The organism is Arthrobacter sp. 05N429 (genome assembly GCF_056397045.1).
In genome coordinates this window covers 367,137-381,169 of sequence record NZ_JBFTMQ010000004.1, presented here as the reverse complement: position 1 = coordinate 381,169, position 14,033 = coordinate 367,137, and the positions used below count along the sequence as shown (strand labels likewise).

The 14,033-nt window shown below is 67.9% G+C and carries 13 protein-coding genes and 1 tRNA gene; 7 read left to right on the top strand and 7 right to left on the bottom strand.

Annotated features, from left to right (window positions below):
• Positions 1 to 228: 228 nt before the first annotated feature.
• Entirely contained in the window at positions 229 to 1,083 is an 855-nt protein-coding gene (locus tag AC1DF4_RS10705) for a LysR substrate-binding domain-containing protein (RefSeq protein WP_476912878.1), read from the bottom strand.
• 139 nt (positions 1,084 to 1,222) lie between these two features.
• Between AC1DF4_RS10705 and AC1DF4_RS10700 the strand changes: the two genes are divergently transcribed.
• The gene (locus AC1DF4_RS10700) at positions 1,223 to 2,587 is read left to right on the top strand and encodes an MFS transporter (protein WP_476912877.1); all 1,365 of its coding nucleotides are present in this window, start codon (positions 1,223 to 1,225) and stop codon (positions 2,585 to 2,587) included.
• A gap of 57 nt (positions 2,588 to 2,644) precedes the next feature.
• Here AC1DF4_RS10700 and AC1DF4_RS10695 read toward each other — a convergent pair whose 3' ends face one another.
• From AC1DF4_RS10695 to AC1DF4_RS10680, 4 genes are all read right to left on the bottom strand, one after another.
• Positions 2,645 to 3,793, bottom strand: a complete 1,149-nt coding sequence (locus AC1DF4_RS10695; RefSeq protein WP_476912876.1) for a N(5)-(carboxyethyl)ornithine synthase — start codon at positions 3,791 to 3,793, stop codon at positions 2,645 to 2,647.
• Between the two features lie 8 nt (positions 3,794 to 3,801).
• The gene (locus tag AC1DF4_RS10690; RefSeq protein ID WP_224047845.1) at positions 3,802 to 3,951 is read right to left on the bottom strand and encodes a hypothetical protein; all 150 of its coding nucleotides are present in this window, start codon (positions 3,949 to 3,951) and stop codon (positions 3,802 to 3,804) included.
• Between the two features lie 105 nt (positions 3,952 to 4,056).
• Positions 4,057 to 4,130 (bottom strand) — tRNA-Gly (locus AC1DF4_RS10685).
• Between the two features lie 74 nt (positions 4,131 to 4,204).
• On the bottom strand, positions 4,205 to 5,284 hold the full coding sequence (locus tag AC1DF4_RS10680) for a phosphotransferase family protein (RefSeq protein WP_476912875.1): 1,080 nt from the start codon (positions 5,282 to 5,284) through the stop codon (positions 4,205 to 4,207).
• Between the two features lie 311 nt (positions 5,285 to 5,595).
• Between AC1DF4_RS10680 and AC1DF4_RS10675 the strand changes: the two genes are divergently transcribed.
• Positions 5,596 to 6,504 (top strand): PaaX family transcriptional regulator, encoded by a 909-nt coding sequence (locus AC1DF4_RS10675; RefSeq protein ID WP_476912874.1) that lies wholly within the window; start codon positions 5,596 to 5,598, stop codon positions 6,502 to 6,504.
• Positions 6,505 to 6,526: 22 nt separating this feature from the next.
• Here the strand turns inward: AC1DF4_RS10675 and AC1DF4_RS10670 are convergent, their stop codons facing one another.
• A complete protein-coding gene (locus AC1DF4_RS10670; protein WP_476912873.1) occupies positions 6,527 to 6,928 on the bottom strand; it encodes a RidA family protein in 402 nt (133 codons plus the stop codon).
• 240 nt (positions 6,929 to 7,168) lie between these two features.
• Between AC1DF4_RS10670 and AC1DF4_RS10665 the strand changes: the two genes are divergently transcribed.
• From AC1DF4_RS10665 to AC1DF4_RS10645, 5 genes are all read left to right on the top strand, one after another.
• Positions 7,169 to 8,035: a fumarylacetoacetate hydrolase family protein gene (locus AC1DF4_RS10665; RefSeq protein WP_476912872.1), complete on the top strand. Its 867-nt coding sequence runs from the start codon at positions 7,169 to 7,171 to the stop codon at positions 8,033 to 8,035.
• Between the two features lie 38 nt (positions 8,036 to 8,073).
• A complete protein-coding gene (locus tag AC1DF4_RS10660) occupies positions 8,074 to 8,511 on the top strand; it encodes a cupin domain-containing protein (RefSeq protein ID WP_476912871.1) in 438 nt (145 codons plus the stop codon).
• Positions 8,508 to 9,380, top strand: a complete 873-nt coding sequence (locus AC1DF4_RS10655) for an acyl-CoA thioesterase (protein ID WP_476912870.1) — start codon at positions 8,508 to 8,510, stop codon at positions 9,378 to 9,380. Before AC1DF4_RS10660 ends, AC1DF4_RS10655 begins: the two co-directional genes overlap by 4 nt.
• Positions 9,381 to 9,466: 86 nt before the next feature.
• Positions 9,467 to 11,116, top strand: coding sequence for an AMP-binding protein (locus AC1DF4_RS10650; protein WP_476912869.1), 1,650 nt, complete (start codon positions 9,467 to 9,469; stop codon positions 11,114 to 11,116).
• A gap of 10 nt (positions 11,117 to 11,126) precedes the next feature.
• A complete protein-coding gene (locus tag AC1DF4_RS10645; RefSeq protein WP_476912868.1) occupies positions 11,127 to 13,508 on the top strand; it encodes a bifunctional salicylyl-CoA 5-hydroxylase/oxidoreductase in 2,382 nt (793 codons plus the stop codon).
• A 38-nt stretch (positions 13,509 to 13,546) separates the two neighbouring features.
• Here AC1DF4_RS10645 and AC1DF4_RS10640 read toward each other — a convergent pair whose 3' ends face one another.
• Positions 13,547 to 13,996 (bottom strand): acyl-CoA thioesterase, encoded by a 450-nt coding sequence (locus tag AC1DF4_RS10640; protein WP_476912867.1) that lies wholly within the window; start codon positions 13,994 to 13,996, stop codon positions 13,547 to 13,549.
• Positions 13,997 to 14,033 lie beyond the last annotated feature (37 nt).

The window sequence follows — 14,033 nt, the reverse complement described above, 5'->3', positions numbered from 1 at the left end:
TCGGCCTATCCCGAACGCCTCCGGCGGGTCGCCGCACGGCGGGCCCATAGGACAGCGTTCGTTAATCGAATCGTTGTCATAGGCCACTGCTTGACCTTCGACACACTCAGGATATGTCAGGAATACGAGTGGATCAATGGTATGCGTAAGTACGCAATCCGAGTAGGTACATCGGCGTGTACGCAGGCCATGGGAACACTGCTGTTCCACTGCGGCACGAGTGGCGGCTCAGGCGGGGCGCCGCAGGGTCCGGCCCGCGATCGTCTGGGTCAGCGCCTCGATCACCTCGGTGTTGGCCAGCGGGTTGCGGATGAGGGTGAAATCGACGTCGCCCACCGGCGGCAGGTCGAAGCGCCGGGTGATGATCTTCAGGTCCTCCGGCACCAGCGAAGCCGGCATGACCGCCACGCCGATGCCGGCCCGGACAGCCGCCAGCACGCCGCTGATCTGCCGGGTGGTGCAGGTGATGCGCCAGGTCCGCCCGGCGGATTCGAGCGAGTCGATGGCGAGCTTCCGGCTCAGGCTGGGTGACGGATAAGCAATCAGCGGCACGGGCTCGGCGGGGTCCAGCGAGGTCTGCTCCAGGCCCACCCAGGCGAAGGAGTCCTGCTGCACCACTGTGCCGTCCTTGGCCCCGGCCACCCATTTGACGAAGACGAGGTCCAGCTGGCCGGCATTGAGCCTCTTGTAGAGCTGGTCGCTTTGGCCCACGGTCAGTTCCAGGTTGATCTGCGGGTAGACCTGGCGGAACTCCCGCAGGATCCTCGGCAGGCCGGTGATCGCGAGGTCGTCCGCCGTGCCGAACCGCAGCCGGCCGCGCATTGCAGACCCGGAGAAGTAGCGTGAGGCGGCGTCGTGCGCGGACAGGATGCTGCGGGCGAAACCGGCCATGGCGTCCCCGTTGTCCGTCAGGCGCACGTCCCTGGTATCCCGTGCCACCAGGACGCGCTTCGCGGCGGCCTCGAGCTTGCGCACGTGCTGGCTGACCGTCGGCTGCGCAAGGCCCAGCCGTTCGGCAGCCTTGGTGAAGCTCAGTGTTTCGGCCACGGCAAGGAAGGACCGCAGCTGGGCCGGTTCGAACATGCGGGCTCCTGACCTGCGGCGAACTCGCGCCGCATTGCGTTCCGTAATGCTAGTTATGCGGTGAATAATCTTCCACAATTCCCTGCGGCCAGCTTAGCGTTAAGGCATCCCCGCTCACCCGCTCCTTTGAGGACTTTCCGTGGCACCCCCTCCGCCTCTAGAGGCCAACGTAACTGCCCTGCCGGACACCATCACCGCGCCAATCGCCGTCGTCAACGCGCCACTGCCCTGGCGCCACACCTTTATCTCGCTGAAGGTCCGCAATTTCCGCATCTTCGCGATCGGGCACTTCATCGCCGTGATCGCCCTGTGGATGCAGCGGATCGCCCAGGACTGGCTGGTGCTCCAGCTCTCCGGTTCCGTCACCGCCGTCGGGATCACGGTGGCGCTGCAGTTCCTGCCCTCGCTGTTCCTTGGCCCGTGGGCCGGAATGATGGCGGACCGCTTCGCGAAGCGCAGGATCCTGATGCTGTGCCAGTCCGTGGCCGCTGTCCTCGCCGCCATCCTCGCGGTGCTGGCACTGACCCAGCGGATCGAGGTCTGGCACGTCTATGTGATCGCCCTGGCCCTGGGCCTCGTCACCGTGCTGGACCAGCCCGCGCGGCAGGTCTTCGTCAACGAGCTCGTGGGACCGGCCTACCTCCGGAATGCCATCAGCGTGAATTCCACGACCTTCCAGCTCGGCGGCCTGATCGGGCCTGCGCTCGCCGGACTGCTGCTCACGGCGGTGGGCGCCGGGTGGGCGTTCGCCGCGAACGCCGTCGCTTGTTGCTTCACTGTCGCGATGCTGCTCACCCTGCGGAAGGACCAGCTGCACCTCAGCGCCCCGGTGCCCAAGCGCAAAGGCATGCTGCGGGAAGGACTGAACTACGCACTGGGCAAGCCCACCATCTACTGGCCCTGGCTGATGGCCGGCTTCGTCGCAGTGTTCGCAATGAGCCTGCCGGTGCTGCTGGCCGCCTTCGCGGACCACGTGTACGACGTCGGCGCCGGCGGGTACGGGCTGCTGAACGCGCTCGTGGCCCTCGGGGCGCTGGCCGGGGCGATCACCTCCGCACGCCGGCGGGAACTGCGGCTGCGCTCGGTGATGCTGGGCGCCGGAATGTACGGGCTGATGCTCTGCCTGGCCTCGCTGGCGCCGTCCATGGTGTGGTTCGGCGCGGCGATGGTGCTGGCCGGGTTCTGGTGCCTGATGTTCCTGACCGCTGCCAACCAGCTGGTCCAGATCAGCTCCAATATGGCCATCCGCGGGCGCGTCATGAGCCTGTACATCATGGTGCTGATCGGGGGGCAGGCCATTGGCGGGCCGATGATCGGCTGGCTGGCCGAGCACGTGGATCCGCACACGGCCATCCTGGTCTCCGGCGGGGTGCCGGCGCTCGCCGCGGCGACGGTCGCCGTCGTGCTGGCACGCCGGGACCAGCTGATGCTCAAGGTGGACCTGAAGGACCGGCGCAGGCTCTTGAGGATTGTCCGGAACCAGAAGCTTTCCGCACCGGTTTAGGACAGCCGCTGCGTGGATCCACGCAGCGGCTGTCCTATTTCGCAGCGGAAACGGGTGTCAGTCCGTCAGAGGCAGGTGCGGGTACTCCGGCTCGCGATGCTGGAACTGCAGTACATCCGGGTTGAGGATGACGCCGTCGCGGATTTCGATCGCGCGGCGGATGGTCTCGTTCTCTGTCCAGGCCCCGGGGCCGCTGGTCACGGTCTCCAGGAACGGCAGCAGCGCCTCGCTGATTTCCCAGCTGGCCGAGTTCCACAGGTAGGACGGGCTGTGGTCCACCGCGTAGTAGTCGATATGGTCCCCGACCTTGAACATCGGCTCGGCGAACGTGGTGGTTTTCGCCCAGCTGAAGCCCATGCCCTCGTCGCAGGACACATCCACGATCAGGCTGCCGGGCCGGAACGCGTCCAGGTCCTCGGTGCGCAGGTACGTCAGCGGCGCGTTCGGGTCCTGCAGGGTGCAATTGACCACGATGTCGCTCTCGGCGAGGAACGGTGCCAGCGGCACGCGTCCGCGCTCCGTGATGACCTCGCTGAGGAACGGCGCCTCGTGGTCGTGGTCGAACTGCGCGATCCGCACCGAATGGATGGGGGACCCAACGGCGGCGACGCCGCGGTTGGTCAGCACCTGGACGTCATGGATGCCGTGGGCGTTGAGGGCCGTCACCGCACCGCGGGCAGTGGCACCGAAGCCGATGACGACGGCGCTCAGCCGGCGGCCATAGTCGCCGGTGGAACCGGTCAGCGCCAGGGCGTGCAGCACGGAGCAGTAGCCGGCCAGCTCGTTGTTCTTGTGGAACACGTGGAGACCGAAGCCGCCGTCGCTGGCCCAGTGGTTCATCGCCTCGAAGGCGATGAGCGTGAGCTTCTTGTCGATCGCCAGCTGCGTGATGGCCCGGTCCTGGACGCAGTGCGGCCAGCCCCAGAGGACCTGACCGTCGCGCAGTTCGGCGAGGTCTTCGGGCTGCGGCTTGGGCAGGAGGACGACGTCGGCCTCGGCCAGCAGTTGCGCGCGGGGGGCGATACGCCCCACGAGCGGCGCCAGGTGGGCGTCCGAGACGCCGAAACGTTCGCCGTAGCCTTCCTCCATGATGAGCTGCTGCCGGAGTTCCGGGGCGATGCGGTCCAGATGGTGGGGGTGGATCGGGAGTCGCCGTTCGTCAGGCTTCCGCGTGGTGGCCAGGACTCCGAGGGTGAGGTGGCTCATGGTGCCGCTCACTTCTTTTTGGCACCCGCCGGCTTGGAGCTGGTGGCCTTGTCCAGGGAGCTGGGCGGGGCTGCGGCGTCCCTCTTCTCGGCGCGCTTTTCCTTGATGGATTTAGCGGATTTCTTGGATGCTGCTTGACGGGGGGACTTGTCAGCCATGATCGCTCCTGTAGCGGAACCGAAGAGGTTCCTGACTTCGAACGATACAGGTAGCGACCTAACGGCCCCGGGGCCTTCCGCTGGACGGAGTTCCGGAGGCGGGATTGGAGCGGCTGACGGGAATCGAACCCGCGTATCAAGCTTGGGAAGCTAGCGCTCTACCATTGAGCTACAGCCGCAGTGGGACGGTCCAGAAAGCTGGACGCGGTCCCGGGGAACAACGAGTTTTACCTTACCCCAGCCGGAAGCCATCTCAGAACACCCGTTCCGGTTCTGACCCCTCCAGTCGTTCCCGCAGCCATCCGAGGCATGCTGCCCCTTCCGCCTGCTGGAAAGCGCGCAAGGTGGGAAGCCCCGGGGGTGACGGCTTGCGGGCGCTGTCAAGGAAATATCCGGCCAGCGCTGCGAGCACAGAATCCACCTGCTGCGGCTCGGCGGGCGCGAATACCGCGTGCTCCCGGAGGGCTGCCTCCGTATCGCACGCCGGGTCGCTGACTCGCGCATCGACGAGGAGGGTGAGGGCGTCGAACCACGACGCTCCATGTGCCGCCCACGGCCAGTCGACAATGACAGCCCGCCCGGCGCGGTCGATGAGAATGTTGTCCGCCCGCAGGTCCACGTGTGCGAGCCGATCACCGCCCACGTTCTCTGCAGCGGCAGCGGACAAGGACTCCAGCAGGGCATGGTTCACTGCCGCCCACGGGCCGATTCCGTCGTGCGGGTCGTTACGCAGCCTCGCCCAGCCCGCAAAAATTTCCCGCACCTCATCTGACAGCGACGGCAAGACCTCGAGTGCCTGGGGCGGCAAAGGACGTGCGGAGATGGCGTCCACGGCATCGAGGACAGCGTGAAGATCGGCGCCCGACAGTTGCGGGTGCCGTCCATCAACGTCGGTGAACACCAGGGCGACCCACTCGCCGTCGTCATGGGTGCCCACAAGTCGCGGGATGGGAAGTCCGTCGGGGAGCAGGGGCATGATCCGTGCTTCCCGGCGGTGCAACTGCGGCGACTCGGGGTTCAGTGAACTGGTTACCGCCTTCACAAAAAAGCGGTTGCCTTCGGCCGTGACCACTCGATCCGCGCTGCCGGGGGAGTATCCGCCGGGTTGGGAGCGGGCGGCGATGACAGGGCTGCCCGCCATGCACTCGACGGCGGACCGGACGAATTCCGGGAGGTCGGCCCACCCGATGCGGGAGCGGCCTTCTGGCGTGGCATCTGGGCCAGGCGACGGTGCCGGTATGCCCGGCGTGGACGCGGCGGCGCGGAGCACGGCCTGGCCTTCACCGGGTGCGTCGTTCATGTCGGCTGGCCGCCTCGGCACGAAGTCGCTCATGCAGCAAGACTAGCGACGGGACGGCGTGTACTTGGGGAACCGATCTGCCTTGTGTCCTGCCCGGGCCAAGCGGCCGGGCGGCTGCATTGGGGGTCAGCCGCCCGGCACACTTCTACGTTACTCGGCTTCGGTGGTGTGGGTGTCGTGGAGAACTCCCGCGAATGGCGGCGGCAATGCCCGGCTCCAGGTGGAGTTGCCGGGTGAACCAGCGCGGCCAGGAACGGTTCGCGGAGCGTCACGGCGCCCGAGGGGCGCAGACCTCTATAGCCTAGATCCATGACTGTTCTCCCGATGAAGGGCCAGCGGTGGTAATGGACCCCGCGCCGGCGCTGGACGCCCAGCCGGACGCCGGGCCCGCCAGCGAATCCGCCGTTCCCCGGCAGACCCCGCGGCACCAGCAGCTGATCGTCACGATCTACGGCCTGTATGGTCGCGCCAACGGCGGCGCGCTGCCCGTCTCGGTGCTGATTTCCATGCTGGATGACCTCGGCGTCGAGTCTTCCGGGGTGCGCTCTTCCGTCTCCCGGCTCAAGCGCCGCGGCGTGCTGGAAAGCGTCAGGCAGGGCGGGGTGGCCGCCTACCGGCTGGCGCCCAATTTGGAGGATGTCTTCCAGGAAGGCGACCGCCGCATCTTTTCGCCCCGGCGGGCGACGGCGGCCGACCGCTGGCTCCTCATCGCTTTCTCCGTCCCGGAATCCCAGCGCCACCTCCGCCACCAGCTGCGCAGCATGCTGACCCGGATGGGCTTCGGCTCCGTGACCCCGGGGCTTTGGATTGCCCCGGGCAACACCTATGAGGACATCAGCCACCAGCTCGAGCGGGCGGGGCTGACGGAATATGTGGAGTTCTTCAAGGCCGAGCACCTGACCGCCGGGGACGTCAAGGACAAAGTTTCCCGCTGGTGGGACCTGCCGGCCCTCGAATCGCTCTACGCGGAGTTCATCGAACGCTTCGCGCCCGTGTTGGAACGCTGGGAACCGGCGGGAGCGCCGGTGCCCGGGCCCGACGCCGACCGGGCGGCCTTCGCGGACTACGTCCAGCTGCTCACCCAGTGGCGCCGGCTGCCGTACCTGGATCCGGGCCTGCCGGAGGAGTTCCTGCCGCCGGGCTGGCGCGGGCTGACCGCGGAACGGATCTTCGCGGAACTGCACCGTCTCCTGAACGGCCCGGCCCGCCAGCATGCCGAGCGGCTGCTGGGGGCCACGGGCAGTTCCGCGTAGCCCCCAGCCTTAGCCTCGGGCCTTAGCCCTGGCCCGACACGACGGCGACGGCCTGGATCTCGATCAGCGCCTCGGCCTGCCAGAGCCGCGTGACGCCGACGCCGGCCATAGCGGGATAGTCCGTGCCGGCCATCTCGCGCCAGATCCGCCCGATTTCACGGCCGTTCTTCTGGTAGTCCTCGACATCGGTCAGGTAGATGGTGACGTTGACCAGGTCCGAGGGCATGCCCCCGGCTTCGGCCAGGGTGGTGAGGACGTTGGAGAAGCACTGCCGGAACTGTTCCACGATGCCGCCGGGAACGATGTCGCCGTTGCTGTCCATGGCCGTCTGGCCGCCCAGGTACACGGTGTTGCCGGCCAGGATGCCGTGGGCGAAGCCGGAGGGCTTGGCCAGGGCTGCGGGGTTGATGACCTTGTGGTTCATGGTGGCTCCTCATTGAGTCGGCGGTGCATTGGAAAGGCCGTGCTGTGGAATTCGAGCTAACTGCGAACGGGCGGATCCGGCACTTCTGCCGGTCTACCCAAACCGGTGAATTCGTGTTAACTTGAGCATATGTGACGACCGTAAAAATGTCGACATACCCTCTCGGGGGATGGCATAGTTTGCACGTCACCGGAATCGGCAATGGGGCCGGTTCCGCCGTCGAACCGGAAGTGAAGAATCATGCGCCTTGCGACCGTCATTACGGCAGCCAGCGACGCCAGTGGTGATCCCGCCACCCGCGCCGCCGTGCAATCGGGGGACCGTTTTGTGCTCCTGGCCGCGCGGGACCTCAATGAGCTGCTGGAGACTGCCGGCTGGCAGGAGCAGGCAGCTGCCGCCGCGGAAGAAGCGGCCGGCGGCGGCCCGCACGACTCCATCCCTGCCGACGGCGCCCGGTTCGCCACCGTACTGCCGCGCCCGTCCAAGGTCATCTGCTGCGGACTGAACTACGCGGACCACATCGCGGAAATGGGCCGGGAACTGCCGGAATACCCCACCCTGTTCGCCAAGTATGCGGACACCCTGATCGGCGACGGCGAGGTCATCGACGCCGCCGGCCACGGCGCCAAGGTGGACTGGGAAGCGGAACTGGCGGTCGTCGTCGGCGCCCCGCTCAAGAACGCCTCGCCGGAGGAAGCCTCCGCCGCAATCGCCGGCTACACCGTGGCGAACGACATCTCCCTGCGTGACTGGCAGAACCGCACCCTGCAGTGGTTCCAGGGCAAGGCCTTCGACCGCACTACCCCGCTGGGCCCGGTACTCGTGACCCCGGACGAATGCGACCCTGAAGCCGGCGTCCGGGTCCGCTGCCTGGTCAACGGCGAAGAGGTCCAGAACGGCAACACCAAAACCCTCGTCTTCACCGCGGCCGCCCTGCTGTCCTACATCTCCACCTTCACCCGGCTGAGCCCCGGCGACGTCGTCCTCACCGGCACGCCCGGCGGCGTCGGCATGGGCGCCACCCCGCCCCGATTCCTGCACGACGGCGACGTCGTCACCACCGAGGTCGAGGGCATCGGCACGCTCACCAACACCGTCCGCCTCTAAGCCACCAATACCGACCCGCCATATAGAGAGGTATCACCATGACAGAACAGATCACAGACCAGGTTGTCCCCGTCGTCACCCGCAAGGGCGCAGAGCACCGCGACACCGGCCAGTCCGGCGGAGCCGTCCGGATCTCCGGCGTCAGCGCGCAGCACACCCCTGCTACAAAGATTTGGTACGGCCAGGTCAGCAACGAACCCGGCTACCGTTCCTTCCCGCACCACCACGGCGAAGCCGAGACCGGCGGCTACGTGCTGCGCGGCCACGGCCGGATCTACTTCGGCGAGGACTACAAGGAATTCATCGACATGACCGAGGGCGACTGGGTCTTCGTCCCGCCGTACATGCCGCACGTGGAAGCCAACATGAGCATCACCGAGGAACTCGTCTGGCTCACCGCCCGCACGCCGGAGAACATCGTGGTGAACCTCGACGACGTCGACGACTCCACGCTCGACGGGTACCGCCGGGTATGAGCCCGACGTCGGAGATCCTCCTGTCCGCCCTCGAGCTGACACCGGCCGAGCCGGACTTCCTCGACGAGGCCTACACCGCCACGACGCAGTACGTGCCGTGGCCCAAGGCCTACGGCGGGGACATGGTGGCCCAGGCCGCGGCCGCGGCGATGCGCTCGGTGGGGGATGACCGCTCGCTGCACTCGATGCACAGCTACTTCATGCGGCCCGCGGACATCGGCGCCGAAGTCCGCTACGAGGTGGAGCGGCTCCGCGACGGGCGGGGCTACTCCACCCGGCAGGTCCGCGCCTACCAGGGCGGCAAGACCGTCTACGTGGCCATGGCCTCCTTCCACGCGGAGGAATCCGGCGAGGAATTCGCCCGGGCCATGCCGGCCGGGATCCCGGATCCGGGGTCGCTGCCGTCCTCCGCCGACGTGCTCGACGGCGTCGACGGCGACGCCGCGGCGTACTGGTCCGGCGGCCGCAGCTTTGACATGCGGCACGTGCCCGGCGCCGTCTACCTCAGCGTCGAGGGGGAGCAGGTGCCGCACCAGGCGGTCTGGGTGAAGGCTTTCGACCGGCTCCCGGACGATCCCGACCTGCAGCGTGCCGCCCTGGCCTACGTCTGCGACTACACCATCCTGGAACCGGTGCTCCGGGTGCACGGCTACGCCTGGGGCGACCCGGGCCTGGTCACCGCCAGTCTGGACCACGCCATGTGGTTCCACCGCGAAGGCCGTGTGGACGACTGGCTGCTCTACGTCCAGGAAGCCGTCTCCGCCCAGGCCAGCCGCGGCCTCGCGCAGGGACACTTCTACGACCGGCAGGGCAGGCTCCTCGCCACGGTGGTCCAGGAAGGCATGATCCGGATGTCGACTGCTCCGTAACTGCCCTTTTGGCCCGTCAAAACGGCCGTTTCGGAGCAATCGATGATTACTCCCACTCCTATCAATGACGATACGAAAGGCCTGCCATGGATCTAACGCCCTCGGCGCACCAGGACACCTTTGCCCGTGACAACCTGCCCCCGGCAGAGCAATGGCCCGCCCTGGAGTTCACGCTCCCCGAACTGCAGTACCCGCAGCAGCTTAACGCCGCCACCGCGCTGATCGACGACGCCGTCCGCAGCTTCGGTGCCGACCGCCCCGCCCTGCTCACCCCCGACGGCGGGTCCTGGAGCTACGGTGAGCTGCAGGCCCACGCCAACCAGGTGGCCCAGGTCCTGGTCGAGGACTTCGGGATCGTCCCCGGGAACCGCGTCATGCTGCGCTCGCCGAACAACCCGTGGCTCGTCGCGGCCTGGCTCGGCGTGCTCAAGGCCGGCGCCGTCGTCGTCACGATCATGCCGGCGTTGCGCGCCAACGAGATCCGGACCCTGCTGGAACTGACCCGGCCGGCCGCCGCCCTGTGCGACCACCGGTTCCTGTCCGATCTGGCCGAGGCCGCAGGAAACGAGGTGCCGGTGCTGGCCATGGGGGGCAGCACCGGCACGGACCTCGTCGCCCGCTGCGCCGCCAAGAGCGGCGACTTCACCAACGTCGCGACGGCGGCAGACGACGTCGCGCTGCTCGGCCCGACGTCGGGCACCACCGGAACGCCGAAGATCACCATGCACTTCCACCGCGACATCCTCGCCAACGCGGACACCTTCGCCCGGCACATCCTGAAGCCGACATCGGACGACGTCTTCGCGGGGTCCCCGCCGCTGGCCTTCACCTTCGGACTCGGCGGCCTGGTGGTCTTCCCGCTGCGCTTCGGCGCCGCCGCCCTGTTGACCGAACGCGCCACCCCGCTCGAACTTGCGCAGGCGGTGCACGCGGCGAAGGCCACCATCCTGTTCACCGCCCCGACGGCCTACAAGGCGATCATCAAGGAAGGCGCCGAGGGGCTTCTCGCCAGCCTCCGCACCGCCGTCTCGGCCGGCGAGCACCTGCCGGCCGAAACCTGGCGCGCCGTCCACGAACGAACCGGCCTGAAGCTGGTCAACGGCATCGGCGCCACTGAAATGCTCCACGTCTTCATCTCCGCGGCAGGCGACGACATCCGCACCGGCGCCACCGGCACGGCCGTCCCCGGCTACCGGGCCACCATCCTTGACGAGGACGGCCGGGAACTCGGCCCGGACGCCGTCGGACGCCTTGCCGTGATCGGCCCCACCGGCTGCCGCTACCTCAACGACGCCCGCCAGGCGGACTACGTCGTCAACGGCTGGAACGTCACCGGCGACACCTTCAGCCGCGACGGCGACGGCTACTTCTTCTACCAGGCCCGCTCCGACAACATGATCGTGTCCTCCGGCTACAACATCGGCGCCCCGGAAGTCGAAGCCGCGATTGACCAGCACCCGGACGTGATGGAAAACGCCGTCGTCGGCCGGCCCGACGCGGACCGCGGCAGCGTGGTCTGCGCCTTCATCGTGCTGCGCGAGGGGGTCGAGGCCGATGACGCCAAACGCAAGGAAATCCAGGACTTCGTCAAGCAGACCATCGCCCCGTACAAGTACCCGCGCCAGGTGAACTTCGTTGACGGCCTGCCCCGCAACCCCAGCGGCAAACTCCAGCACTTCCGGCTGCGCGAGCAGCTGGCCGCTGACACCGCCACCCCCGAACACCAGAACGCTTGAGAGGCACCACATGAAAATCGCAATCATCGGCGGCGGTCCGGGCGGACTGTACTTCGCCGCCCTCATGAAGCAGCTGGACCCGAACCACGAGGTCACCGTCTGGGAACGCAACGCCGCGTCCGACACCTTCGGCTTCGGCGTCGTCTTCAGCGACGAAACCCTCGGCGGCATCGGCAACGCGGACACCGTGATCGCCGAGTACATGTCCGAGCGCTTCGCCCGCTGGACCGACATCGACATCCACTTCAAGGACGCGCAGCACACGGTCGGCGGCCAGGGCTTCGCCGCCATGAGCCGCAAGGAGCTGCTCGAGCTGCTGCAGCGGCGCTGCGCCGAACTCGACGTCGACCTGCGCTTCAGCACCCTGGCGCCCGACGTCGAGGAACTCAGCAAGGACTACGACCTGGTCCTCGCCGCGGACGGCCTAAACTCCGCCGTCCGCTCCCGCTACGCCGACGTCTTCCGGCCCAGCCTGGACGTCCGCAAGTCCAAGTACATGTGGCTCGGCACCGACCTCGTCTTCGAGGCGTTCAAGTTCTTCGTCAAGGACACCGAGCACGGCGTCATGCAGATCCACGGCTACCCCTACTCCGACGAGGGCAGCACCTTCATCGTCGAAATGCACGAGGACGTCTGGCGCAGCGCCGGCTTCGACGCCACCGAGCACCAGGCCTTCCGGCCCGGCGAAAGCGACGAGGCGGCCGTGGACGCCATCCGCGCCATCTTCGCCGAGGAGCTGGAGGGTCACGAGGTCCTGGTCAACAACTCCAAGTGGATCAACTTCACCACGGTCCGCAACGAGTCCTGGCGGCACGGCAACGTCGTGCTCCTCGGCGACGCCGCCCACACCGCGCACTTCTCCATCGGCTCCGGCACCAAGCTGGCCATGGAGGACTCCCTCGCCCTGGCGGCCTGCCTGCACGAGCACTCCGATCTCGAAACCGCCCTGGAAGCCTACGAAACGGAGCGCCGGCCGGTGGTCGAGTCCACCCAGCGCGCCGCCCAGGCCTCCCTGGAATGGTTCGAGAACATCGGCATGTACAAGGACCAGAACCCGGTGCAGTTCTGCTTCAACCTGCTCACGCGCAGCCGCCGGATCACTTACGACAACCTCAAGCTGCGCGACCCCGAGTTCGCGGCCCGGGTGGACGAGGAATTTGCCCGCACCCAGGGCATCGCGGGCAGCGCCCCCGCCATGTTCCAGCCATACCGGATCGGCGGGCTGGAACTGAAGAACCGGATCGTCGTCTCCCCAATGGACATGTACTCCGCCACCGACGGCGTCCCGGGCAACTTCCACCTCGTCCACCTCGGCAGCAAGGCCCTCGGCGGCGCCGGCCTGGTCATGACCGAGATGGTCTGCGTCTCCGAGACCGGCCGCATCACGCCGGGCTGCAGCGGCCTCTACAACGATGCCCAGCAGGAGAGCTGGCGCGAGATCGTCGACTTCGTGCACAGCCGTTCGACGGCGGCCGTCGGCGTCCAGCTGGGCCACTCAGGCCGCAAGGGCTCCACCAAACTCATGTGGGAAGGCATCGACGAGCCGCTGCCCGAGGGCGGCTGGGAGCCGGTAGGCCCCTCGGCCATCCCGTACGGCCCCGGCAGCCCGGCCCCTCGCGAAATCAGCCGCGCTGAAATGGACCAGGTCCGGGACGAGTTCGTTGCCGCCACCGTCCGGGCGGCCGCTTCGGGCTTCGACCTGCTGGAGTTGCACTGCGCCCACGGCTACCTGCTCTCCTCGTTCCTCTCGCCGCTGGCCAACCGGCGCACGGACGAATACGGCGGATCGCTGGAGAACCGGCTGCGTTACCCGCTGGAGGTGTTCGACGCCGTCCGAGCCGCCTGGCCCGCGGACAAACCGCTGACTGTGCGGCTGTCGGCAACCGACTGGGCCCCCGGCGGCAACGACGAGCAAGACGCCGTCGCAATTGCCCGGGCCTTTGTGGAGCACGGCGCCGACGGCGTGGATGTCTCCTCCGGCCAGGTGGTCAAGGAGGAGAAACCCGCCTACGGCCGCAGCTACCAGACCCCGTTCGCGGACCGCATCCGTCAGGAAGTGGCCCACAAGGCAGGCGTGGCGGTGATCGCCGTCGGGGCGGTGTCCTCCTACGACGACGTCAACTCGATCCTGCTGGCGGGCCGGGCGGATCTCTGCGCCCTCGGCCGCACGCACCTGTTTGATCCGCAGTGGACCCTGCACGCGGCGATCGAGCAGGACTACCGCGGCCCCGGCGCCGACTGGCCGCAGCAGTTCCGCGCCGGCAGCCGGAAGCCGCCGTCGGCCCGCACCGACGCCGTCCGGCCCCGGCTGGCGCTCGTGCGGGAGCCGGAGATCGCCGACCTGCCCACGCACCTGCGCTGGACGCCGGCGAAGGTGCCGGCGTCGGTCTAGGGACGGTAAGGAATCGCCGCCCGGCGCGGCCGGGAGGGCTAGTCCTGGCCGTGCGCCGCGCGGGCGGTGACTTTGGCCGCCAGGTCCGCCGGCCACGGGGTGGCAGCCGTGCCGCCCCGGGCCACATGGGCGGTGACGAAAGTTCCGTGGGCGGCGAGGGCGCGGGGTTCGCCGCGGAACTCCTCGCCCCACACTTCAAAGCTGAACGTCATGGACGTGCGGCCGATTTTCTCCACCACTACGGTGGTGGTGACCTGCTGGCCGAAGTACAACTTCGCCCGGTAGTTGAGCTCGTGGCGAACCCGCGGCGCCGACGGAAAGTACTCCGGCAGATCCAGGTCCCGGAACAACTTGGCCTCGCAGGCCTCGACAAAGCGGAGCACCGCCGAATTGTGCTGGTGCCCCGCGGCATCCGTATCCACCCATTCAATGGTCCGAACCAGGGTTGCCGTCGTGGCAGTGCAGGGGAGGGACTGGGTGGGGTTCATGGACGCCGCCTGGGAGTTAGAAGAGCAATACGAGTGC

What these genes read in the sequence shown, in the direction of transcription:
- AC1DF4_RS10705 (WP_476912878.1), bottom strand. Translation starts at nt 1,083, where the DNA reads ATGTTCGAACCGGCCCAGCTGCGGTCCTTCCTTGCCGTGGCCGAAACA.
- AC1DF4_RS10695 (WP_476912876.1), bottom strand. Translation starts at nt 3,793, where the DNA reads ATGAGCCACCTCACCCTCGGAGTCCTGGCCACCACGCGGAAGCCTGAC.
- AC1DF4_RS10690 (WP_224047845.1), bottom strand. Translation starts at nt 3,951, where the DNA reads ATGGCTGACAAGTCCCCCCGTCAAGCAGCATCCAAGAAATCCGCTAAA.
- AC1DF4_RS10680 (WP_476912875.1), bottom strand. Translation starts at nt 5,284, where the DNA reads ATGAGCGACTTCGTGCCGAGGCGGCCAGCCGACATGAACGACGCACCC.
- AC1DF4_RS10675 (WP_476912874.1), top strand. Translation starts at nt 5,596, where the DNA reads ATGGACCCCGCGCCGGCGCTGGACGCCCAGCCGGACGCCGGGCCCGCC.
- AC1DF4_RS10670 (WP_476912873.1), bottom strand. Translation starts at nt 6,928, where the DNA reads ATGAACCACAAGGTCATCAACCCCGCAGCCCTGGCCAAGCCCTCCGGC.
- AC1DF4_RS10665 (WP_476912872.1), top strand. Translation starts at nt 7,169, where the DNA reads ATGCGCCTTGCGACCGTCATTACGGCAGCCAGCGACGCCAGTGGTGAT.
- AC1DF4_RS10660 (WP_476912871.1), top strand. Translation starts at nt 8,074, where the DNA reads ATGACAGAACAGATCACAGACCAGGTTGTCCCCGTCGTCACCCGCAAG.
- AC1DF4_RS10655 (WP_476912870.1), top strand. Translation starts at nt 8,508, where the DNA reads ATGAGCCCGACGTCGGAGATCCTCCTGTCCGCCCTCGAGCTGACACCG.
- AC1DF4_RS10650 (WP_476912869.1), top strand. Translation starts at nt 9,467, where the DNA reads ATGGATCTAACGCCCTCGGCGCACCAGGACACCTTTGCCCGTGACAAC.
- AC1DF4_RS10645 (WP_476912868.1), top strand. Translation starts at nt 11,127, where the DNA reads ATGAAAATCGCAATCATCGGCGGCGGTCCGGGCGGACTGTACTTCGCC.
- AC1DF4_RS10640 (WP_476912867.1), bottom strand. Translation starts at nt 13,996, where the DNA reads ATGAACCCCACCCAGTCCCTCCCCTGCACTGCCACGACGGCAACCCTG.